At 65.8% G+C, this 23,163-nt stretch carries 21 protein-coding genes; 16 read left to right on the top strand and 5 right to left on the bottom strand.

All coding sequences use genetic code 11. The features are described from left to right. Window positions 1–26 precede the first annotated feature (26 nt). The 7 genes from C477_RS15330 to C477_RS15300 all read left to right on the top strand — a co-directional run bounded on the left by C477_RS15330 (window position 27) and on the right by C477_RS15300 (window position 7,806). The gene (locus tag C477_RS15330; RefSeq protein WP_008895426.1) at window positions 27–2,147 is read left to right on the top strand and encodes a hypothetical protein; all 2,121 of its coding nucleotides are present in this window, start codon (window positions 27–29) and stop codon (window positions 2,145–2,147) included. 844 nt (window positions 2,148–2,991) lie between these two features. Beyond that, complete coding sequence (gene tbsP / locus C477_RS15325; protein WP_008895425.1) at window positions 2,992–3,810, top strand: transcriptional regulator TbsP; 819 nt, start codon at window positions 2,992–2,994, stop codon at window positions 3,808–3,810. Window positions 3,811–4,102: 292 nt separating this feature from the next. Beyond that, window positions 4,103–4,807 (top strand): RNase P subunit p30 family protein, encoded by a 705-nt coding sequence (locus C477_RS15320; protein ID WP_008895424.1) that lies wholly within the window; start codon window positions 4,103–4,105, stop codon window positions 4,805–4,807. Beyond that, window positions 4,791–5,510: a class I SAM-dependent methyltransferase gene (locus tag C477_RS15315; protein WP_008895423.1), complete on the top strand. Its 720-nt coding sequence runs from the start codon at window positions 4,791–4,793 to the stop codon at window positions 5,508–5,510. Before C477_RS15320 ends, C477_RS15315 begins: the two co-directional genes overlap by 17 nt. Continuing rightward, window positions 5,507–5,992, top strand: a complete 486-nt coding sequence (locus C477_RS15310; protein WP_008895422.1) for an Rpp14/Pop5 family protein — start codon at window positions 5,507–5,509, stop codon at window positions 5,990–5,992. The genes C477_RS15315 and C477_RS15310 overlap by 4 nt, the downstream gene beginning before the upstream one ends. 4 nt (window positions 5,993–5,996) lie before the next feature. Then, window positions 5,997–6,767, top strand: coding sequence for an archaeal proteasome endopeptidase complex subunit alpha (gene psmA, locus C477_RS15305; protein WP_008895421.1), 771 nt, complete (start codon window positions 5,997–5,999; stop codon window positions 6,765–6,767). A gap of 313 nt (window positions 6,768–7,080) precedes the next feature. Further along, window positions 7,081–7,806 carry a ribosome assembly factor SBDS gene (locus C477_RS15300; protein WP_008895420.1) on the top strand — a complete coding sequence of 242 codons (726 nt, stop codon included), beginning with the start codon at window positions 7,081–7,083 and terminating at the stop codon, window positions 7,804–7,806. A gap of 27 nt (window positions 7,807–7,833) precedes the next feature. Here C477_RS15300 and C477_RS15295 read toward each other — a convergent pair whose 3' ends face one another. Continuing rightward, window positions 7,834–8,145 (bottom strand): FUN14 domain-containing protein, encoded by a 312-nt coding sequence (locus tag C477_RS15295; RefSeq protein ID WP_008895419.1) that lies wholly within the window; start codon window positions 8,143–8,145, stop codon window positions 7,834–7,836. A 387-nt stretch (window positions 8,146–8,532) separates the two neighbouring features. On the opposite strand from C477_RS15295, the gene hflX reads away from it, so the two are divergent. Next, a complete protein-coding gene (hflX, locus tag C477_RS15290) occupies window positions 8,533–9,834 on the top strand; it encodes a GTPase HflX (RefSeq protein WP_008895418.1) in 1,302 nt (433 codons plus the stop codon). Window positions 9,835–9,845: 11 nt separating this feature from the next. On the opposite strand, the gene C477_RS15285 is transcribed toward hflX, so the two are convergent. Further along, a complete protein-coding gene (locus tag C477_RS15285; RefSeq protein WP_008895417.1) occupies window positions 9,846–10,736 on the bottom strand; it encodes a hypothetical protein in 891 nt (296 codons plus the stop codon). 116 nt (window positions 10,737–10,852) lie between these two features. Between C477_RS15285 and C477_RS15280 the strand changes: the two genes are divergently transcribed. Continuing rightward, window positions 10,853–12,013 carry a thiolase family protein gene (locus tag C477_RS15280; protein WP_008895416.1) on the top strand — a complete coding sequence of 387 codons (1,161 nt, stop codon included), beginning with the start codon at window positions 10,853–10,855 and terminating at the stop codon, window positions 12,011–12,013. Beyond that, window positions 12,010–12,369 (top strand): OB-fold domain-containing protein, encoded by a 360-nt coding sequence (locus C477_RS15275; protein WP_008895415.1) that lies wholly within the window; start codon window positions 12,010–12,012, stop codon window positions 12,367–12,369. The genes C477_RS15280 and C477_RS15275 overlap by 4 nt, the downstream gene beginning before the upstream one ends. Here C477_RS15275 and C477_RS15270 read toward each other — a convergent pair. Then, on the bottom strand, window positions 12,366–13,133 hold the full coding sequence (locus C477_RS15270; RefSeq protein WP_008895414.1) for a DUF7547 family protein: 768 nt from the start codon (window positions 13,131–13,133) through the stop codon (window positions 12,366–12,368). The two genes, C477_RS15275 and C477_RS15270, sit on opposite strands and share 4 nt — an antisense overlap. A gap of 126 nt (window positions 13,134–13,259) precedes the next feature. Between C477_RS15270 and C477_RS15265 the strand changes: the two genes are divergently transcribed. The 3 genes from C477_RS15265 to C477_RS15255 all read left to right on the top strand — a co-directional run bounded on the left by C477_RS15265 (window position 13,260) and on the right by C477_RS15255 (window position 17,181). Then, entirely contained in the window at window positions 13,260–13,916 is a 657-nt protein-coding gene (locus C477_RS15265; protein ID WP_049914577.1) for a DUF7504 family protein, read from the top strand. Between the two features lie 274 nt (window positions 13,917–14,190). Further along, window positions 14,191–16,263 (top strand): ATPase AAA, encoded by a 2,073-nt coding sequence (locus tag C477_RS15260; protein ID WP_008895412.1) that lies wholly within the window; start codon window positions 14,191–14,193, stop codon window positions 16,261–16,263. Window positions 16,264–16,428: 165 nt separating this feature from the next. Next, entirely contained in the window at window positions 16,429–17,181 is a 753-nt protein-coding gene (locus tag C477_RS15255) for a ribonuclease H-like domain-containing protein (RefSeq protein ID WP_008895411.1), read from the top strand. Window positions 17,182–17,347: 166 nt separating this feature from the next. Here C477_RS15255 and C477_RS23010 read toward each other — a convergent pair whose 3' ends face one another. Further along, a complete protein-coding gene (locus C477_RS23010; RefSeq protein WP_083870301.1) occupies window positions 17,348–17,638 on the bottom strand; it encodes a HalOD1 output domain-containing protein in 291 nt (96 codons plus the stop codon). Between the two features lie 310 nt (window positions 17,639–17,948). On the opposite strand from C477_RS23010, the gene C477_RS15245 reads away from it, so the two are divergent. Continuing rightward, window positions 17,949–18,551, top strand: a complete 603-nt coding sequence (locus C477_RS15245) for a hypothetical protein (protein WP_049914582.1) — start codon at window positions 17,949–17,951, stop codon at window positions 18,549–18,551. 335 nt (window positions 18,552–18,886) lie between these two features. After that, window positions 18,887–21,148 (top strand): catalase, encoded by a 2,262-nt coding sequence (locus tag C477_RS15240; protein WP_008895408.1) that lies wholly within the window; start codon window positions 18,887–18,889, stop codon window positions 21,146–21,148. Window positions 21,149–21,179: 31 nt separating this feature from the next. Here C477_RS15240 and C477_RS15235 read toward each other — a convergent pair whose 3' ends face one another. Next, window positions 21,180–22,451 carry a cation:proton antiporter gene (locus C477_RS15235; protein ID WP_008895407.1) on the bottom strand — a complete coding sequence of 424 codons (1,272 nt, stop codon included), beginning with the start codon at window positions 22,449–22,451 and terminating at the stop codon, window positions 21,180–21,182. 100 nt (window positions 22,452–22,551) lie between these two features. Between C477_RS15235 and C477_RS15230 the strand changes: the two genes are divergently transcribed. Next, the gene (locus C477_RS15230) at window positions 22,552–23,151 is read left to right on the top strand and encodes a hypothetical protein (protein WP_008895406.1); all 600 of its coding nucleotides are present in this window, start codon (window positions 22,552–22,554) and stop codon (window positions 23,149–23,151) included. Window positions 23,152–23,163: the final 12 nt, after the last annotated feature.

Below are 23,163 nucleotides of genomic sequence, written 5' to 3'. Positions count from 1 at the left end.
TTCTCGGGGAACATTCAGCGTACCGAATGATAGAGTGGGCGGTAGACGACGGGGCGCTCCGCGTGACTGACGCCGACAACGCCGAACTGTCGGTTCACGGAAGGGATCTCGTCGTCGGCGGAACCGGACCCGACATCCCACGGCCCGTCGACGAGACGGTCGTCGTGACGACGGACGAACTCCGATTCCCCCACGCGGTCGCCTACGCGTTTTCGCTCGGCTCGGACGAGCAACACGAACTCGATCCCGACGGGGCGCCGCTCTCGCTGTCCCCGGGCGAGTACGTCGTCGACATCGACACGGAGATCAAGACGTACCTCCGGTTTTCCGGGACGGCGACGATCGAGAAGACCGGCGGCTACGAGGAGACCGTCGTCAGGTTTCCCGATCGCGTACGCGTGATCGTCGGCTTCCGGAGTCGCCACGAACTCCCCGCGGGAACCATCACCGTCCCCGACACGCCCGAGGGGATCGCCGCCGGACTCACGCATCTCGCCACCTCTCACAAGACCGACGGCCCGGATCGCACCTATCCGACCCTCCGGGGCCACCCGTCGCTGCTCGAGCGCGGCGACAGCCTCGAGATTCCGGACTGCATCCGAGAGGACTTCTCCCCGTCGGGGATCGAACTGATCGTCCCGGCCGACTACGAGTCGCTGTTCGTCGCCGCGCCGCTGGCCTACTACCTGCAGGCGACGATCGAACCCCGCGAGCGTCCCCCAACCGGGCCGAGCCACGCGACGCTTCGCCTCCCGGAGTTCGCCGTCGAGAAGCGGCTGTCGCCGATGCCCGGTCTCGAGCGCGACGTCGATCGACTGCTCCGGAAGGCCTTCTTCTTCGACTGTCTGGTCCGCAACGCCGGCCCCTACGGGACGAACCTGGCCGAACAGAGCATGCTCGAGGTCCTCGGTCTCGACGCCGAGGAACTCTACGAGGCCGGCCCCCAGCGCCGACTCGCGACCTACCTCGAGGTGCCCGACGCCGCCATCGAACACCGCCTCCCCGACTGGCACCTCTCGACGTACGTCCGCCCCGACTACGACAGCGTCGAGTCGCTCCCTTTTCTGCTCGACCGGATGAGCCTAGTCCACATGCCCCGGACCTCCGAACTCGAGGGAAAGGAGCTCGTCGAGCGCTCGCTGGAGGACTTCTATCGCGGCGGCGGTTCACGCGACGGAAACGACGGCCCCGACGGCCGCAGCCGGGCGAGCACCGGGAAGGTCGCGTCGGTCGACATCGTCAAACCCGAACTCCACAACGGGCGGGTCCACGGCTGGCTCGCCGACGGCGTCCCGATCGACGTCTTCAAGACGACCCCCGAGGCCTACCACAACCGGCTGGACTACCTCGAGCGCGCGACCGACTCGACGTCGATCGCCGTCGTCCTGAACGATCCCGAGATGGCCGGCGAACACGACGATGTCGCCGAGATCTACCGCCAGCGATCCGAGGAACTCTCGATGGAGGTGACCGTCGACGAATCGCTCTCGACGGCCGAACTCGCGCGCGTCTTCGAGGACGACCACGACTTCGTCCACTACATCGGCCACTGCGAAACCGACGGCCTGCGCTGTTCCGACGGCTACCTCTCGACCTCGAGTCTCTCTCGCTGTAACACCCAGACGTTCTTCCTCAACGCCTGTGGCTCCTACTACGAGGGGATGGGGCTCATCGAGCGGGGGAGCGTCGCCGGCGCGGTCACCTTCTCGAAGGTCCTCAACGACCACGCCGTCAAGGTCGGCTCGACGTTCGCCAAACTCCTCGTCCACGGGTTCAGCATCGAACGCGCGATGGGGCTTGCGCGCAGGCGCATCATGATGGGGAAAGACTACGCCGTCGTCGGCGACGGCACGCACTCGCTGACCCAGGGCGAACACCGCGTCCCGACCACGCTCACGCTCGAGAAACTCGAGGACGAGCGCGCCGAGTACCTGGTCACGTTCGACTGTTACTCGACGCGGGTCACGGGCTCGTACTACTTCCCGCACGTCGAGGACAACGAGTTCGCCTACCTCTGTGGCACGCAGTCGAATTTCACCGTGACGAAGTCGGAACTGGCCACGCTACTCCAAGAAACGGAAGCGTCGGTGATCTTCAACGGCGACGTCTACTGGTCGACGGAGTTGGCGTCGCGGTTCGTCGAGTGATTCCTACAGAGAACACAGGAGAGAGCCCACGACGTTAGTCGTGGGGTGAATCCGTCACTTGTGTACCTCATCACGAGCGTCTGACCGCGGGCTATCCCGTGTTATAGCGTCTTCTTCGCTCGCCATATACCCTGTACCAACAGTCCCACAGCAACCCGTACTCGTCCTTGAGCCGTTGCAATTTCTCGTACTGATCGTCGCCGACGTTGATGGAGGTACGTGTCCAGAGTGCGGCGAGCGAGCGAAGACCCATGAAGGCCGGGCTGATGGCCCAGCCCGTGTGCCTCGAGTGGGACGACCACGAATGGTCGGAGACACCAGACTCTCCCGAGAGGGCACGTCCCAATGGGGATCACACAGACCGGAGTACCCGTCTTGAGGTGGAAAAGTTGCCTCCGTGGAATCGGCATAGTCCGACAGCCAAGCGGAGGAATCCCACAACGTCAGTCGTGGGAGGAGGTCAAGGGCCGCCGTACGTGCTGACGCGCTTGGCTCGCATCGCCGGTCGATCCGCTCTCTCGGCCGTATACGCCCGACAGAGGAATTCACGCGTAACCAACCGTAATCGCTCGCAGCTGACACCCATACGACCTAACAATAACAGATCGTTACTATATATCTATCGTCAATTCTACAACTGTTTACGAGTGGCTAACGGCGGTACAGTCGAACGGTCTGACGGTTCTAGACAGATTTCCGACAGAACGTAGATTCGGCGCCATCTCGTCGGTCAACTGACGAGAACCCGGACAAAAATTACCGGCGTCGCCGTCGCACACGATGTTCTGGTGTGGATTCGGCCACCAAAATTAAGTAAGATCCGTACGTTTACTTCTGTATAGACATGACCTCGAATTTACTCAACCACCAGATTGACGATATCCTCGACTCCGTTCTCGAGGAGGCGACCGGGGACGTCTACATGGTCAACCCGTCGGGGGACGCCATCGAAGAGTTCGTTTCCGTCGCGACCGCGTTCGACGGCGACCTGCCGTCCGTCCACATGCTCGCCGACGAACGAACGCTGAAAGACGTCATGGACGACTTCATCGTCGCCTCGAACGCCGCGGACCTCATCAGCGAGGACGCCCTCGCGCTCCGCACGCTCGAGGAGGCGCCCGAGAACTCGCTTTTGGTCACCGAGGACCGAGTGATCGCCATCGTCCACGCCGGCGACCGCGTCGGCGGCCTCGTCACGGACGACGAGAGCTTCGTCGAAGACACCTACGACACCTACGCGGCCCGCTGGGACGACGCCGCCGAATTCAACCTCCGGACGCCGCCGATCACGGCCGTTCGCGAGACCCTCTCCGAGGAGATCAGCCCCGAGGCCGAAGACGACTTCACGTCGATCCTCAACTCGCTCGAGACCGCCCGCGGCGACGGCGACGGACTCGACGAAGTGACGATCTCGCTGCTCGTCGCGGCCAAGAACGAGGCCCTGCTGTACGACATCAGCAAGTGGGGCGAGGACGTCGGCATCGCCTCGAAAGCCACGTTCAGCCGCACGAAGACCAAACTCGAGGACATGGGCCTCATCGACACCGAGAAGGTCCCGATCGACGTCGGTCGCCCGCGCCTTCGCCTGAAGATCGGCGACGACCGACTCCAGGAAGCGGATAACGGGCAGCTCGCGACGGTCGCACAGTCCATCCTGAACTAACAACCTTTTGCTCTGCGTGCGGTCGCTTCGCGACCGCACTCGGCAAAACGTTGACAAAAAGCACTCCTCCTTCCGTTCGTCCTGTTAGTCCTCACTCACATCAGTCGTCGGCCCGCTCGCTCGGCCTTCGGCCTCGCTCGCGGTCGTCGGGCGATGGCCTGCCCTTCCCCGGGTCGCGGGTCTCTCGCAGCGCTCGAGACACGCTCCCGGCCACGTGATTTTGCGAACGACTCGACGCTGAGTACCGTCGCATGACGCAAACCCCAAGTCGCCGCCGCGAGACGACTCGAGTATGTACGAGGCCGTCCACGCCCACCCAGACGGAGAGAGCACGGTCGCCCGGTTCGCGAAGACGGCGGCCGACTACGGCTTCGAGGGCGTGGTCGTGCGCAACCACCACGACTCGAGAGCCGACTACGACGCCGAGGCGATCCGCGAGGCATACGGGATCGACGTCGTGGAGGGCCTCGAGATCCGCGCCGACGACCCACAGGAGGCCAGCGGCTCCGTCGGCAACTACCGGACGACCGAGACGATCGTCGGCGTTCACGGCGGGACGAACGCCATGAACCGATTCGCCGTCGAGAGCGAGAAGGTCGACGTGCTGGCCCACCCGATGGCCGACAACGGCGACGTGAACCACGTGCTGGTGAAGGCGGCGGTCGAGAACGGCGTCCGCCTCGAGTTCGACCTCTCGGGGGTGCTCCGGACCAGCGGCGGACGTCGAGTCAGAGTTCTCCAGTCGCTGCGCAAACTCGAGGAGATCGTCGGCCACTACGACGCCCCCTACGTGGTCAGCGCGAACCCGCGCTCGCACCTCGAGTTGCGTGCTCCCCGCGAACTGACGGCGCTCGGCGAGGAGATCGGCCTCTCGACGGCGTTCGTCGAGCGAGGGTTAGCAGAGTGGGGGCGACTCGCCGAGCGCAACCGCCGCATCCAGTCCGAGTCGTTCATTGAGCCCGGGGTCGAACGGGGCAGGTATGAAGAAGAGCCTTGAAGACCACGCCGCCCGATTCGACGAGAAGGCCGGCGAGTACGACGAGTCGAAGTCCGACGAGTACCGCGCCTGTGCGAACCTCGTGATCGAACACGCCGCCCCCGGCGAGGACGACGTCGTTCTCGACCTCGGGACGGGGACCGGCGCCATCGCGCTCGCGCTCGCCCCCGACGCCGACCGCGTGGTCGGCCGCGACATCAGCGAGGGGATGATGGAGGAAGCCGAGCGCAAGGCCGACGAGGAGGGCCTCGAGAACCTCGAGTTCGACTACGGCACCTTCCGGGAGCCCGAGTACGACGGCCCGGTCGACACCGAGTCGTCGGAGACGCCTCGAACCCACACTCGCTCCGCTCGCGTGGACGTCGTCACCTCGAACTTCGCCATGCACCACCTCTCGGACGACGAAAAGCGCGAGGCGATCGACGTCATCGCCGGTCTCGAGCCGCGCAAGTTCGTCCTCGGTGACGTGATGTTCTTCGGCGAGCCGGATTCCGACGCGCCGTTCTACTCGCCAGAGGTCGACGACCCCGCGACGGTCGGCGCGCTCGCCGACGCCTTCACTGACGCCGGCTTCTCGCTGACCGCCGTCGAACGCGTCCACGACCAGGTCGGCGTGCTGGTCGCCGAACGCTCGCCAAACGCCGCCGAGGTTGAGGGCGAGGGCGAGGTCGGCAATCCCGACGACCCCGCTGCGGACGAATGAAACACCTCCCGAAACACCTCCAACCGCGGTGGCGGTACCTCGCCGTCGAACTCGAGACCTGGCCCGACGCCGCAATCGATCGCCGGGCGTTCCAGCGGGAGTGCTGGTACGCGGCCCAGAATCTGCTAGGGGATCCGGGCAGCGCCCACGCCGATATGACCGTCCTCAGGTTCGAATTCGCCGGCGAAACCGGCGAGGCGATCGTCCGCGTCCGCCGCGGCGAGACCGAACCGGCCCGCGCGGCCCTCGCCTGTATCGACGAGATCGACGGCGCTGCGGTCGGCGTACGGGTCTGCGGTATCAGTGGTACGATCCGTGCCGCTGAAGAAAAGTATTTAGGACGCCGCGGGCAAGATTCCGAGAAGAGAAACGTCGTGTTCGGGAACGAGGAGCGAGTCGCCGTTCTGCGGGAATGCGTTGCAGACGTGCGACTCGATGAGGCGTTCGCGGGTGCGACAGACCTCGATTACGATTTAGCGTGATACTATGCAGGGACAAGCCCAACAGCAGGCGTACGACCGCGGCATCACGATCTTCTCGCCCGACGGCCGACTCTACCAGGTCGAGTACGCTCGCGAGGCGGTCAAGCGAGGAACGGCGAGCATCGGCGTCCGAACGAGCGACGGCGTCGTGCTGGCCGTCGACAAACGAGTCCCCTCCCCGCTGCTCGAGGACTCGAGCGTCGAGAAAATTCACAAGGCCGACGACCACATCGGCATCGCCAGCGCGGGCCACGTCGCCGACGCCCGCCAGCTGATCGACTTCGCGCGCCGCCAGACGCAGGTCAACCAGCTTCGCTACGGCGAACCGATCGGCGTCGAAACGCTGACCAAGGAGGTCACCGACCACATCCAGCAGTACACGCAGGTCGGCGGCGCCCGTCCGTTCGGCGTCGCGCTGATCGTCGGCGGCATCGACAACGGCGAACCGCGCCTGTTCGAGACCGACCCCTCGGGGACGCCCTACGAGTGGAAGGCCCTGGCCGTCGGCGCCGACCGCGGCGAACTCCAGGACTACCTCGAGGAGAACTACGACGAGGAAGCCGACCTTGACGGCGGCATCGCGCTCGCGCTCGACGCCCTCGCGTCGGTCAACGACGGCTCGCTCCTCCCGACCGAGGTCGGCCTCGCGACAGTCGACGTCGAGACCGAATCCTTCGAGCAGTTCGACTACGACCGGATCGAGTCCCACCTCGAAGAGAACGATATCTTAGACGAGGGCGACGACGCCGCCGCGGACGACGAAGAGCAAGAGTAACCGACTCCGACTCGCTCGATTTCGACTCGAGTACCGCCTTCGTCCCGCGCGTCGACGACGGGTTCGACCCACGGAACGATTCGCTTTTCCCGTTCAATCCGTGCGCGTGAGCGTGCGAACTATCCACCGTCTGCCTGCACTCGCGCACGATGGACGACCGGATCCGTACCCGCTCAGCGGCGGCGTTCGTGAGCGACGGCTCGCCTCGACCGACCGGACGACCGGCTGTCGCCGGTTCGAAGCGGGGTCGAACCCGGAACCCGCGCCGTAATATCGGGAAACACTCTTTTCATTGGCGGGGGAAGCAACCGATATGATATCGCTCGACGAGGCGGTGACGGCGCGACTCGAGTCACACGGGGCGCGCTTCGAAGTGCTCGTAGACCCGGACGCGGCACTGGAGATCAAACGCGACGAGTTCGACGGCGACCTCGAGGACGTGATCGCCGCCGAGGACGTCTTCGAGGACGCGTCGCGGGGCGACCGTCCCGCCGAGGACGACCTCGAGACGGTCTTCGATACGACGGATCCCCTCGAGATCATCCCCGAAGTGATCAAGGAGGGGGAGATCCAGATCACGGCCGACCAGCGCCGCGAGATGCAAGAACAGAAGCGCAAGCAACTGATCGACACCATCGCGCGCAACGCGGTCAACCCCCAGATGGACAACGCGCCCCACCCGCCCGAGCGCATCGAGAACGCTCTGGAGCAGGCCGGGTTCACGGTCGATCCGATGGAACCCGTCGAGAGCCAGGTCGACGACGCGCTCGACGACCTGCGTCCCGTCATCCCGATCCGATTCGAGGAGGTGACCATCGCCGTGCAGATCCCCGCCGAGTACGCCGGCAGCGCGCAGGCGCAGGTCCGTCAGTTCGGTGACTTAGAGCGCGAGGAGTGGCAGGCCGACGGCTCGTGGGTCGGCGTCATCACCTTCCCCGCGGGGATGCAAAACGACTTCTACGACGTCGTCAACGAACACTCCAGCGGCGAGGCTGAGACGGAGATCATCAAAGACAAGGACGACCTGAAGACGCGGTAGGACGTTCCGGCGGGCAGTGCGGCCTTTTCAGCCGCGGTGGTAGCCGATCAGGAAGCCGCTGGCGAAGCCAGCCCCGACCGCGACCATCGAGAGCGCCGACACGAGCCAGTGAACGCCCTCCTGGGCGCGGTCGCCCGTCTCGAGCAGTCCCGCGGAGAGGCGGCTCCAGTCGACCGTGACGATTTCCTGGGACTCGAGGTAGCGAACGGCCATCAACTCGACGCCGACGATGATCGCGAGCAGTTTCGCGATCTGTTTCGTGGCGAATCCGAGTACTCCACCAACGACCGCGCTGCCCCCGAACTCGAGGCCCAGTCCCGTCGGATCGACGTCTAGCATCACGGTGTCGTATTCGGGTCGTCTTCAATGACTGTTATGGCTTCGTGATGTTCTGTATAGCTGACGTCCGCTTCGATCTGCGACGCGCTGCTCGCTTCGGATCGAGTCGCGTTCCGGCGCGTCGAACTCCGCCCCATGGCCTGCGGACGCGCCACGGGATTCAAGACCGTCGGGGGCGTACGGTCGGGTATGTGCCGTATCCGTCGAACAGTAACGGAGGTGTTCGACCGCCATCCGTAGCGCGATCGGGCAGCCGCTATCGCGAGTATCGAGCCGCCGTACCCAGCCCGTGGGACCGACGGGCCGTCGGGTCGCCAAGCGACCCGTCTCGCGTCGTCTCGAGCCTTCTTCTCCGAGCAAGAGCTACGAGCACGTCTTTCCACCCGCATGAGAGCAATCATCGCCAAGCGCGTCGATTCGGGAACGCCCGACACGAGTGAGATCCGCGACCTCGCCGCGGCCGCGGGGTACACCGTCGTCGGTGAGATCACCCAGTCCCGGAAGGCCGACCCCGCCCTCCAGCTGGGCGAGGGGAAAGCCGAGGAACTCGCCGACGAGGTCGTCGCGACCGACGCGACGACCGTCATCTTCGACAACCGGCTCGGTCCCTACCAGACGTACAACCTCGGGCAACTGCTCCCCGAAGGCGTCGAGGTGATCGATCGGTTCACGCTGATCCTCGAGATCTTCGGCCAGCGCGCCCAGACCCGCAAGGCCCAGCTCCAGGTCGAACTGGCCGAACTCCGGTACGAACTGCCCCGCGCCGAAGCCAAGACGAGCCTCGCCAAGCGCGAGGAACACCCCGGGTTCATGGGGCTCGGCGAGTACGACGAGAGTCGCGAACGGGACATCAAGGATCAGATCAGCCGGATCAAAGACGAGCTCGAGCGGATCGAGCAGACCGAGCAACACCGCCGGGAGCGCCGGCGCGACTCCGGCTTCGATCTGGTCGCGCTGGCCGGCTACACCAACGCCGGCAAGTCGACGCTGCTGCGGCAGCTCGCGGACGACCTCACCGTCGAGGAAAACGAGGATCTCCACCCGGATCTCGATGCGACCGCCGAGTCTCAGGACAAGCTGTTCACGACGCTGGGGACGACGACCCGCCGCGCGGATATCGAGCCCCGCGACGTGCTGGTGACCGACACCGTCGGCTTCATCAGCGATCTGCCCCACTGGCTGGTCGAGTCGTTCAAGTCGACGCTCGACTCCGTCTACCGGGCCGATCTGGTGTTGCTCGTCGTCGACGTCAGCGAGCCGATCGACGAGATCCACGAGAAGCTCGTCACCAGCCACGACACCCTCTACGAGCGCAACGAGGCGCCGATCGTGACGGTGCTGAACAAGATCGACAAGGTCGACGACGAGGAACTCGCGGAGAAGCGCGACGCCCTATCTTCGCTCGCCCCGAATCCCGTCGCCGTCAGCGGTCGGGAGGGGACGAACGTCGACGCGCTGCTCGAGCGCATCGACGAGGAACTGCCCGACTGGGAAGAGGAGCGGCTCCTCCTGCCGATGACCGACGACACGATGAGCGTCGTCTCGTGGCTCCACGACAACGCCAACGTCGAGGAGGTCGCCTACGGCGACGAGGACGTCGTCGTCTCCTTCGAGGCCCGGCCGGCGATCGTCTCGCAGGCGCGCTCGCGGGCCAGCGAGTTGCGGACGGCGGCGGCCGAATCGGCCTGACGCGGTAATTTTCAGCCCTCCGACTGGCGGTCGTCGATCGCGAACTCGTAGCCGAACTGCGCGCGTAGCTCTCGGAGCGCCGCCGCGATCTCGGCGACGGTCTCGGAACCCGCGACCGCGACTCGAGTCGGCGGATCGGCCGTCAGGCGATCGACCGCGGACGCGAGCGCGCGCCGAAACGGGGACGCGGCGGTTTCCGCCTGCGAGCCCCATCGAAACCGGATCTCGCCGCGTTCGGGGACCAGACGGACGCCCCGGAGCCGATCGAGGTCGACGGCGGTCCACGAGTCGCTCTCGCCGTCGGGGCTCCGGCGCCGGAGCGCGTTCCAGGTCAGTTCGTACCGGTACTCGGCGGCGGACCACGCGACCAGCGCGCCGGTCGGGACCACCCCCGAGCCGGGGATCGACGCGAGTTCGCCGGCGACGTCCGCGAGCAGTCCGTCGGCGGCATCGGCGTTGAGTTCCCGGATGTGGGCGTGGTGAGGGACCGAACGGTACAGCCACGAGTCCGCCGTTACGACCGCGAGCGCCGCGATGCCGTGCAGGCGAGCCAGCCAGACGTCGGTGTCGCCGGGCTCGAGCGCGAGACAGGATCGGACGGCCTCGGCGTCCTCGGGGAGTCGAGCCCGATACTCGGGGGAGTCGGTTCGGAAGAGCCGTCGGTCGTCCGGGAGCCGTTCGAATCGCTCGCGAGCCGTCGACAGCCGGCCGGGAGCCCGCCGCTCCAGCAGCGAGCGATCGAGGCACAGGTGCACCCCGTCGCCGTACGTCATCGCGACGTCGACGACGCGGTTTTCGACCGAGAGCTGGCCGTCGTCGTCCCAATCGCTGACGCCGGATCGCGAGCGGGTGCGGACCGCGTGGGTCGGCTCGCTGCGGTCGGCGGGCTCGGCGAACGCCATCGTTCGAAAACGATCACTGCGGACACATAAGGATCGGTGTCGCGACGGCGAGCGACGTTTTCCCCGAGCGCACCGGACCCCCACCTTATAAATCGATGACCCGAGTCTCCTAGGTTATGGAACGTGTTGCAATCATCGGTGCGTCGATGACCCAGTTCGGGCAACGCGAGGGGGAGTGGGTCCTCGACCTCCTCGCGGAGGCCGGCCTCGAGTGTCTCGAGGATTCCGGCGTCGACGCCAGCGACGTCGACCACCTGTACGTGTCGAACATGGCCAGCGGCGAGTTCGAGGGCCAGACCGGGATTCCCAACGCCTTGGCCCACGACATCGACGCGATGCCGGCGTACACCCAGCGCGTCGACCAGACGAGTTCCAGCGGCGGCGCGGGGATCTACGCCGCCTGGCAATCGGTCGCCAGCGGCGCCAGCGACATGACGATGCTCGTCGGCGGCGAGAAGATGACCCACCGGACGACCGGCGAAGCGACCGACGTCATCGCGTCGCTGACGCATCCGGCGGAGTACAAACACGGCGTCACCCTCCCCTCCTTCGCCGGCCTCACCGCCCGCCACTACTTAGAGCGGTTCGACGCGCCGCGGGACAGTCTGGCGAAGGTGGCCGTCAAGAATCACAAGAACGGCGTCGACAACCCCAACGCGCAGTTCCAGAAGGAGATCGACGAGGAGACCGCCCTCGAGTCGCCGATCGTCGCCGATCCGCTCCGGCTGTACGACTTCTGTCCGATCACGGACGGCTCCGCGGCGCTGATGCTCTGTCCGGAGTCCGTCGCCGAGGAGTACACGGACGACTACGTCGTCATCTCGGGCATCGACGGCGCCACGGACACCCACGTCGTCCACGAACGGGAGGATCCGACCGTGATGGGCGGCGTCGTCGAGAGCGGCAGGGGTGCCTACGAAATGAGCGGCTACGGTCCCGACGACATCGACGTCGCCGAACTCCACGACATGTTCACCATCCTCGAGTTCCTCCAGATGGAGGGGCTCGGATTCGCCGAGCAGGGCGAAGCGTGGGAACTCGTCGAGGACGGGTATACCGAACGCGACACGGGCGAACTACCGATCAACACCTCCGGCGGCCTCAAGTCGAAGGGCCATCCGCTGGGTGCCAGCGGCGTCGCGCAAGGGGTCGAGATCTACGAACAGTTAATGGGAGAAGCCGGACCGCGGCAGGTCGACGCGGACGTCGGCCTCTGCTGTAACGTCGGCGGCTTCGGCAACTGCGTTATCACCACCATCATGGAGGCAGCACGATGACCATGGAAGCGTACGAGTACGAGGACGGGTCGATCAGCTACCCCGGCCACCCCCGCGGGCCCGGCGGCACCGAGCCGGTAGACACGATCGATCTCAGCGAGTACACCGGCAAAGTCGTCACCTGGACCACGAGCACGGCGACGCCGCCCGGCGTTCGCGAACCGAACACGCTCGCCATCGTCGAATTCGACGTGGAGGGCGAGACGGTCCGCGCCCTCGGCCAGGTGACCACTGACGACGTCGAGACCGGTGACGAGGTCGAGCCCGTCCACGTCGAGGAACTCCGCGAGCCCGGCGCCGGCATCCGCGAACCGGAGAGTCAAGACTGGGACGGCTACCGGTTCCAGCCGGTCTAGGCCGCGTCGGAACCGTTTTCGCTCGAGTCGGAATCGTCGTCATCAGCGGCGGCGCCGTCGTCGATAGACGTGTCGGATTCAGCGCTATCGTCCTCGCCGGAGTCGTCAGCGTCGGTCTCGTCGGCGTCATCGTTCCCGTACTGATCCTTCAGGGTCTCGAGTTCGGCGTCGATGTCGACGCCCGGGTCCGACTCCGGGTCGTCGTCGCCCGACGCGCCGTCGAGCGGGTCGCCGTCCTCGATATCGATTCGGACGGCGTCCGTCGCGTCGGTCGATCGGCGCTCGAGGTCGTCGCCGGCGTCCCGGAGTCGCCGGTCGACGTCGTCGCGCAGTTCGCGGGCCTCCGAGAGCAACTCGCGAGCACCCTCGTCGGCGGGGAGGTCACCGTCCGACGCCGCCCGCTGGAGTTCGGCGAGGACGGTGTCGAGTCCGGAGAGCGTTGATCGACGGAGGTCGTCGGCGCGCTCCCCGGCGGTCCGCGTGGCTTCGGTCGTCCGGTCGCGAACGTCCCGTTCGGTCCGGGCGAGTTGCAGGGCTCGCTGGAAGCCTTTGAGCGCGCGGACGCTGGTCTCGAGGGCCGCGATCGCGGCGGGAATCGCGACCTCGTCGGTGAACGCGAGGAGTTCCCGAGGCGTCGGCGGTCGGGGCGCCGGCGGGCGGAACGGCGGCCGGCGCTGGGTCGACTCGAGTTCCGACCGGAGTTCCTCGATCGTCCGTGTGAGTTCGCGGACGGCCTCGGCGAGTTCGTCGTCGGGATCGGCCATAGTTCGGCTACGGCGGCCGGAACAAAAAGCCGGGCGATCGGACCGATCGCTATTATTCGTCCGGTGATCGCGTAGGTGGATCCCGGCCACAATATTTATTATAATACCGGAGACTCGATAAAAAGAATGACAACTGAACGAGGGGGCGCTGCGGTGGAGCAAGCCGACTTCGTCCAGACGCTTGCGAGACTCAAGCGCGACGGGAGCAACGTCTTGCTCGTCGGCGCGGAGACGGCCGACGTGCACACATCGCTCTGTCATCGGCTGCTGGGCGAGACGGGGGACGGCGCGCGATATCGACTGTTCGTAACCGACGGACGCGAGTCGCTCGCGAAAGCGAACGACGAGTCGGACGAAGGGACCGTTCGAACGATCGACTACTCGGCGCTCGACCCCACCGCAACCGAGGACGCCGAACTGCGCGGTCGCACGCCACTCGGGTCGCTGGGGATCGAGATCGCCGACGCGATCGACGGCTTTCAGGGCGACGCCGACGGCCTCGAGCCGTCCCAGCTGCGGGTCTGCGTCGACTCGCTGGTGGCGCTGCTCGAGGAACACACGGCGGAGAAGGTGTTTCGACTGTTGCACATGACGACGTCGCGGGTGGACGCCCTCCAGGGGATGGGCCACTACCACCTGCCGCTCGATCGTGACCACGAAGCGGTCCACCTCTTCGAACCGCTGTTCGACGCGGTCGTCGAGATTCGCGTCCGTGACGGCGTCGCCGAACAGCGGTGGGAACTCAGGGATCGGGAGACGCCGACCGACTGGCTCACCGTCTGATCGGATCCGCGCCGGGCCGGTAGGTCGGTCGCGACGAGGGAGGTCCCGAACCGTTCGCTCGAGATAACACTCACGAAATAACGATAGTTATCGATGCTGTCGACACGGCTGTAATCTAATGACCAGAGTGTGATAATATCGGTCAGTCTGGAAACGGGTACTCGCCAGAAATAGCGTGTAACGCCCGTCTTCGGACCGAAGTACTCCAGGGATATTGGTGTTACGGCAGAAGGACTATATACGGAACGACCTATCGGATTAGAGAGTACAATATATGGAAGTCAATGCTGAGCTTCTCGGCGGAGCTGCCGTCACCGTCTTCCTCGCGCTCCTCTTTTTCGGCGTCGTCGTGCTGTGGGACGTCGCGCTGGCGTTACGGAGCGTCGGGGACAAGATCGACAAGCTGGAGGACAATATCGACGACGATCTGACGGATATCGGCCACTCGCTGGACAACATTTCGAACGGACGCGGCGGCGGTGGCGGTGGCGGAACGCAGCTGCACCTCAATGGCGGGACTATCAGCTCCGGCCCGAACCCCGGACAGGCGCAGGGCCAGACAGCACAGACGACACAGAGTCCGGAATCGCAAGCGGCCGGCGGGCCACAGCCGGCAGAACCGCAGCAGGCGGCCCAGCACTCCACCAACGGGAACGGTGGCGCCGCCGCTGACGCGACGACGGCGACGGCTCCCGGTGCCGGAACGGACCGGACGAGAGCCGATACCGCGACGGGAGCGGCGCGCGGTACCGGCGGCGTCGAAACGGAAACTGCCGACGCTCGCGCTGCCGATCGAGCCGCCGCCGGCGAGGCCGAAACGTCGGCCAACGGCGCTGCTGTCGCCGGGGTTGACGAACCGTCGCCCGACTTCGAGACCAACCCGACGGTGCCCGGAACGGACGCGGCTGAAGCGGCTCTCGCCGACGAACGGTCGACGGCACCGACCGGGACAGCGACTGACGCCGACGCTGACGCCGGCGAGACTGCCGTCGATGCCGACGTGGCGGACGAACCGGATGCGGATTCCAGCCACGTGGCGGCGACGGACAGCGACGGCGCGACCGACGAGACGGCGAGTGACCGAGCGGCCCGCAACCAGGGACGGTTCGTCGCGCAATCCGACGGGACAGCGTGGTACGCGGTTCGGCTCGATCGCGACGCGATTGCTAACCCGGGACCGACGATCGCCGGCGAGCTAACCGACGGCTCGGAGCGGGACGACGCGGTCATCGCCGCCGGGCCGGTTGACTCGACCGCGACGGAGGAGACGGACGCGTCAGCCGCGGCCGCCGACGAGTCCGAGGCCGACGAAACCGATTCCGTCGTGGCGGCGCCGCCGGCCGAGACGTCCGAAGACGACCTCGAGCGGGAATCGGCAGCGTCAACGACCGCCGACGCGTCGAACGACGACGATCCCGAAGCGGCCTCGGTCGACGCCGACGCGGACATCGACGAGACGGACGACACTGCCGTCGACTCGGACGAAGACGACGGTGCGGCCGAGGACGAAACTGTCGGTGAGGACGGGACCGAAACCGACGCCGAAGCGCTCGAGTCCGGTGCCGACGACGCGACGGCTCCGAACGCGTTCGCGTTCGAGGAGACCGACTCGCCGTCGGACGCGGCGTCCGAGCCGGAAGCCGACGAGAGCGAGGCCGACGACGCTGCTGCGGACGACCGGCCGACGGCGGAGACGGGCCTCGAACTCGACGACGCTGACGAGACGAACGAGACGGATGCTGAAGAGGCCGAGACGGACGCCGCGTCCGACGGCGAGGACAGCGAGCCGGACGCAACCGGTCTGGAGACCGTCGACGACGCCGTCTCGGACGACGAGACGGAGCAGCCCGACGACGAGCCGACTGTCGACGCGGCCGATCCGCTCACCGGCGACGTGGCCGCCTTCGAGTTCGACGACGAGGACCTCGAGGACGTGACGGTCGAGGAGGCCGTCGACTCGATCAACGAGGAGGCGCCGGCGCCGGAGCTCTCGAGCCACCAGTTCGACGTCTCGGCGGAAGTCTACGGGACCGACGAGGGCGGCGACGGGTCTGCTTCCGACGGCACGGAGCGCGACGACGGCGGCGAGAACACCGTCCTAACCTACGAGTTCGAGACCGATACCGTCGAGATCAGCGGCTCGACGAAACGGCTGCTCCAGTACCAGCTGCGGAGCTTCGCCGACCGCGACGCGACGCCCGAGGCCGACGTGTCGATCGGTCGGAACCGGATCGTCATCGAAATCCCCCACTCGGACGGCGACGCCGTCCAGCGCTGGAGCGAGGCGGCCGTCGACATCATCGACCGGACGCTCTATCTCTCGGACAACAGCTCCGACGACAGCTGAGCTGCGAGTCCGACGATACCCCCTTCTCTTCTCGCTCTCTCTCGACTCTGTCGGACCCGATTCTCGGTTTGGTGTGTCGTTCGATCCCGCTGCCCTACGGCCGTTCGATCGATTCGTCGCCGTCGATCCAATCGCTTTTAGTTCGCTCGTCCCCCTCGAAGTGGTGTGCGAATCGAGAACAGTTTCATTCCCGTCCGCGGTGTCGGGGAGACCACCGAACGCAAACTCTGGCAACACGGAATCACCCACTGGGACGAGTTCGACGGCAGCGTCGTCGGCGACACGTTGGCCGACCGCATCCACTCGTTCATCGAGGAGGGACGGACCCACCTCGAGCGCGGCGACGTCGCTCCGTTCGCGGAGGAGCTGCCGGCCGCGAGTCGCTGGCGGTGCTACGAGAATGTCCGCGAGGAGACCTGCTTTCTGGACATCGAGACGACTGGACTCGACGCCTCCTGCGAGGACGTCACGACCGTCAGCGTCCACCGCGGCGGCGAGACGAAGACCTTCGTCAAGGACCGGGACCTGACCGCCCGTCGGCTGGCGGACGAACTCGAGGAGTCGTCGCTGCTGGTCACCTTCAACGGCCAGCGGTTCGACGTCCCCTTCCTCGAGACGTGTTACGACATCGATGTGACGACGCCCCACGTCGATCTCATGTACCCCTGTAAGCAACTCGGGCTCGACGGCGGACTGAAGGCGATCGAGCGCGATCTGGGCATCGATCGGGACATGCCCGATCTCAGCGGCCGGGACGCCGTCCGACTCTGGCACGAGTACGAACGGGGCGACGAGGGTGCCCTCGATACGCTCGTGGAGTACAACCGGGCTGACACCCGGAACATGAAACCACTGATGGAGATCGTCGCGGACCGCCTCCACGAGACCGTGTTCGAAGCGGCCTGTGCCGACGAGTAGCGACGTCGTCGGTATCGCGCTGACCGAAGACGGACCCGTTTTTCGTGCCCGGAAATCGTTGGTACGCAGTCGAACGGCTAACGACGCGGAGCGAGTCGGGAGCGACGCGGCCAGCGACCGATGCTCGCCGCTGACGGGTCGCGATCAGCTTCGATCGAACGACCGCTTATCGGCCGCCGGTTTTCTCGAGAACGTCGACGTCGCCGTCGCTGGTGACGACGACGCGGTAGCCACAGAAGACGAATTCTACCCGGCCGGAGCCTCGACTCGTGCCGTTCTCTCGGGGCGCAAAGAGGGAATCGAGGGCTTCCGGATTGATGACGTCGTACAGCGCGTCGTACTCCGGCGGTTCGATCTCCACCGGATCGATGCCCTCCTGCTCGGCGACAGCGCTGATAACTTCAAAACTGAGCGAGTCTGCAGCGGTCGCATCCGATGAATCGGCTGAGAGTAGCATTGTCCGGACGGTTACAGTCGTCGAATATAAATCCACCGGCCCCAAGGGAGTGTTGCTGTACAGCAATGCTCAGTAGAGTACAGAAATAAACACCAGACCTCATTTTTAGTAGTAATTGTAGTTTGATATTATTATAGAACTATGATCTGGAACGATTCAGGGAGTAATTTTCGCGGCGCAGGCGTCCCTTGGAACGGCCAGAATTCGTTTTCAGGTAAGAATTGTGGGAAGGGACGTTCGGTCTCGAACGGACGAAACGAGGCTACCGGGCCCCGCACTGTCGGTCGCTCCGGTGGCGACGACGGGGAATATGTTCGGGAGAGGGTACTGGACCGACGCGGCCGTTTTCGCTACTGTGATGAATCCCTTCACCCGGTCTACGACGCCCGGCGGCGACGGATTCGATTCGTGGGACGCGTTCGATCCGGACCGCGCGCCAGCGCCCGGCCCGTTCCTCGAGGGCCACGACGTGCTCGCGGGCGACGACCACCTCGCCTTTCACCGGCTCACCCGCGAGTTATTCGAGGAGCGGGGCGTCTACGACGCGACGTTCGGTTACAACCTCGCGCGGCTCAATCTCGATCGGCGCCATCCCGACGCCGGGTTCCGGTACGCGGTCGACGCCGACGAGCCGTCGATCCTGCGCGCGGAGTTCACGCCGACGACCGAGTTCTGCCCGCAAGCCGAGGCGCTCGTCACGGGCGCGTTCCGAGCGTGGAACGGACTCGCGGATAGCCACGAATACGACCTCGTGCGCGTGCGCGCCCACCCGTCACACCATCAGTCTGACGTGCTCGACGCCGAACTCGAGCGACTCGAGACCGAGTTCCGCGAGACGGGGACCGTTCCGGGCGCGGAGTCGGACGCCGACGCGGCTACGGGCGAGGGAACGACCGCACAGTCGCCGTTTTAATCGGACTCGTCCCGCAACCGCCCGTTTCGGGTCGCCCTCTCCTCCCTCGAGCGAATCAATCCGATCCGATCCGATGTCGCTCGCGACGATTTCTGCCGCTGATCCTCGACGCGGGCAACCGAGCCCGTACCGAACTTGCGAAGGACGGGAAGACGTTGATACGATTACTTCTGGACGGTACGATAAACCGGTCTCGAGATCGGTGACTCCGAGACGCGGCCCGTCACCGCCCGTACGGGCTGCTCGAGGAGGATACCGACGGCTCGACTGGTTGCACGCGCAGTCGCGGTACGGGTCCCCGATCTGTGCGCGCGAGTCGACCCGGAGTTTCAACGATGTCAGACGACGACTCTACGCCCACCGAACGAGACGAAGAGCAACCGAAAGCGACCGACGGCGGCGAGACCGGCGAGTCCGACGAGTCCCGCTCCGACGCCGAATCCGGCCGGACCGGAACCAGCCGCGACGACGATATCGACGAGAACAGCAAACAGGAGCAACTCGACGACGTTCGCGAGAACCCCGAGGGCGAGCAGCTGACGAGCGACCACGGGGTCAAGATCAGCGACACGGACAACTCCCTGAAGGCCGGCGAGCGCGGGCCGACGATCATGGAGGACTTCCATTTCCGGGAGAAGATGACCCAGTTCGACCACGAGTCGATCCCGGAGCGGGTCGTCCACGCCCGCGGGACGGGCGCACACGGCTACTTCCAGCCCTACGAGGATCCCGACCTCGGCGAGTACGACGATCTCTCCGAGCTGACCAAAGCCTCGTTCCTGCAGGATCCCGACCAGAAGACGCCCGTGTTCACTCGGTTCTCGACGGTCGTCGGCTCCCGCGGCTCGGCGGACACGGTCCGTGACGTCCGCGGCTTCGCGACCAAATTCTACACCGAGGAGGGCAACTGGGACCTCGTCGGAAACAACATCCCGGTCTTTTTCATCCAGGATGCGATGGAGTTCCCCGATCTGGTCCACGCGATCAAACCCGAACCCGACGACGCCATCCCGCAGGCGTCGTCGGCTCACGATACCTTCTGGGACTTCGCCTCCCTCAAGCCGGAAATCACGCACATGATCATGTGGGTGCTATCGGGACGCGCCCTCCCCCGCGCGTATCGGATGATGCAGGGCTTCGGCGTCCACACCTTCCGGCTGGTTAACGAAGAGGGCGATTCGAAGTTCGTCAAGTTCCACTGGACGCCGAAACTCGATACCAGCCAGCTCGTCTGGGACGAGACCCAGAAGATCGCCGGGAAGAACCCCGATTTCAACCGCCAGGAGCTCTACGACGCCATCGAGGCCGGGTACGCGCCCGAGTGGGAACTCGGGGTCCAGATCTTCGACGAGGACGATGCCGCCGAATTCGACTTCGACGTCCTCGATCCGACGAAGATCGTTCCGGAAACGGAGGTTCCCGTACGGCCGATCGGAAAGATGGTGCTCAACGAGACGCCGGACAACTTCTTCGCGGAGGTCGAGCAGGTCGCGTTCCACCCGGGTAACGTCGTGCCCGGAATCGACTTCTCGAACGACCCCCTCCTGCAGGGACGGCTGTTCTCCTACCAGGACACCCAGCTTAACCGGTTCAACAGCGCCAACTGGGACGAGATTCCGATCAACCGTCCCGTCGCCGAACGCCACAACAACCAGCGGGCCGGCTTCATGCGCCAGGAGATCAACGAGGGCAAGGCCTCCTACAAGCCCAACTCGATCGGCGACGATGACCCGCGAGAAACACCCGAGAATGAGGGCGGGTACGAGCACTACGCCGAGAAAATCGAGGGACAGAAGATCCGTAACCGGAGCGAGAGCTTCGAGGATCACTTCTCGCAGGCTCGGCTGTTCTGGAACAGCATGACCGACCCGGAGAAACAGAACATCGTCGACGCCGCCCGGTTCGAACTCAGCAAGGTCGACCGCATGGAAATCCGCGAACGGATGGTCTACGACCTGTTCAACAACGTCGACCACGAGTTCGCCAAGCGGGTCGCGGAGGGTATCGGCGTCGAACCCCCCGAAGAGCCCGGCGACGAGATGCCGACGCACGACCGCGAGGACTCGCGCCTGAGCATCGAGGAACGCCGCGACGCCGACTCCATCGAGACCCGCAAGATCGCCGTCCTCGTCGACGACGGCTACGACAGCGATCACCTCGAGACCGTCGTGTCGACGCTAGAAGACGAGGGCGCCCGCGTGAAGGTCGTCTCGAAGATGCTCGGCGACGCGGAAGCCGAGAACGGGGCCACGGTCGAGGCCGACAAGAGCCACGCGACGGCCGAATCGGTGCTGTTCGACGCCCTCTTCGTCCCCGGCGGCGAGGACAGCGTCGACGCGCTCCTCGAGCAGGGCGACGCGAAACACTTCGTCGCGGAGACGTTCAAGCACAAGAAGCCGATCGCCGCCGCCGGTGCGGGGACCGACCTGCTTGAGGCGGTCGACCTCCCCGACGTGGAGATCGCCGACGACGAAACCGTCTCCTCGGACGGCGTGGTGACTGGTGGGGACGACCTCGAGGAGTTCGCCGAGGCGTTCGTCGACGCGATCGCCGAACACCGCCACTGGAAGCGCAGTCCGAAGGAAGTGCCCGCGTAACCGTCGCTTCGACGACCTATCGGAGCGCGGCTCACTCGCGGGCTTCGGCCCGTTTCTCGAGCCAGCGGACCGCGGGCGTCGCGGTGATCCCGTGGACGACGATGGAGATGAGGACGACGGCGCCGACGACCGCCCACAGCCGGTCGGCGTCGGGGAACGCGGCCTGGTTGAGGCCGTAGGCGAGGTAGTAGAACGAGCCGATCCCGCGGACGCCGAAGGCGGCGATCGTCGCCCGTTCGGCGATATCGCGGTCGAAGCCGAGGAATCCGACGATGCCGGCCAGCGGTCGAACCAGAAAGACGATCGCGACCGCCGCGGCGATCCCCTCGATCGTCAACGGCTCTAAGAGGCCGCCGACGATGGCGCCGCCGAAAAAGAGCATGATCAGTCCCATCATCACCTGTTCGGCGAACTCGCTGACCTCGTGGAGCGCGCGGTTGTAGTCGTGGGTGCGCTCGTAGTGGCGGACCATCAGCGCCGCGACGAAGACCGCGATGAAGCCGTAGCCGCCGAGGAGTTCCGTCGCCCCGTAGACCAGCAGGGTGCCGGCGACGGCCTCGAGTCCCTGTACCGACTCCGCGACGGGGGTGTCGGGCTCCGTCGCGAAGACGAGCCGCGCGGTCAGGTAGCCGAGGACGACGCCGACGATCACGCCGACGACGATCTTGTAGCCGACGTCGATCAGGAGCCACTCGCCGACCCAGTTGCCGGGCACGAAGCCGACGAGCGCGAACGCGATCGCCAGGTTCGTAAAGGGAAAGGCCAGCCCGTCGTTCAGGCCGGCCTCCGAGGTGAGCGCGAATCGGACCTCGTCTTCCATCCCGGCCGCTTCCTCCTCGTCCTCCGCCTCGCTGCCCATTCCGGGACCACCGACCTGAACCTCCGAGGCCAGCACCGGGTCGGTGGGCGCGATGCACGCGCCCAGCAGGACGGCGGTCGGGATCACGAGGCCCAGCCACCAGCCCAGCAGCGCCGCGCCGACGATCGACAGCGGCATCGTGATCGCGAGTAGCCGCCACGTCGACGCCCACGTACGCAGCCCGGGTGGTCGGTCGATCTTCAGCCCGACGCCCATCAGGGCGATGATGACGCCCAGTTCCGCGAGGTGCTCCGTCGTCGTCCCCTGCTCTAAGGGATCCGGCGGCGGAAGCCCGATCGGCAGCCCGAAGGCGAGCATCCCGAAACCCACGAAGAAGATCGGCATCGAGATCGCTCGGTCGGAGACGAATCGGGGGAGGACGGCGATACCGAACAGCGCGATCCCGAAGACGACGAGGCCGATATTGTACAGCTCGAGAGCCATCTGGGACGATCGTGGGCGCGTCTACGGCGAATCGGTCCTTTAGCCCGATGCCGGCGTCTGCCGAACGAATCCCTTTGTCTCGAGACGACGAGGAACGCGTATGAAGCGGTCAGCGTCGGAGTCGACGGACCGGACGAGCCGGCGACGGCTGTTGCAGGCGAGCGCGGTCGCCGCGACCGTCGGCTTCGCCGGTTGTATCGAAGAGATGGGAACGGAGTTCCCGCAGAACACGGAGTGGCCGGTGTCGGAACGGATCCCCGATCTCCCCGTCCGCGAGCGGATCGAGATCGTCGAGGAGCGAATTCACGAACTCGCGGAGGAGGACATCGCCGGTCCCGACGAACTCGTCTCGGCGCTCGAGGAGTACGATCTGGCGGTCGAATCGGTCGAGCGCGACCGGGACGTGCTGGCCCTCGAGTACGTCAACACGGATCGCGACGACGAGGGAGACCTCCACGACGTCGGGCTGCTCGCGGGCGGCTACGCGGCGCTGATCGATAGAGGGTTCGAGGCCGCCGCCTTGGGAGCGACGATCCTCGACGACGCGCCGGCGTCGTACGGCTCGGCGACGGTCGAGACACCGTGGGCCGTCGAATACAACCACGGCGAACTGACGGCCGCCGAGTACGGCGAACACGTCGCGGGCACGATCGAGTCACAGCGGTACGAGCCGGAAGTCGGGGTCGACCCCGAGGAGTAAGATCTCCGGTGT

The organism is Haloterrigena salina JCM 13891 (assembly GCF_000337495.1).
Classification (GTDB): domain Archaea; phylum Halobacteriota; class Halobacteria; order Halobacteriales; family Natrialbaceae; genus Haloterrigena; species Haloterrigena salina.
The sequence above is the reverse complement of the archived record's forward strand: the minus strand, read 5'-3'. Positions and strand labels throughout refer to the sequence as shown.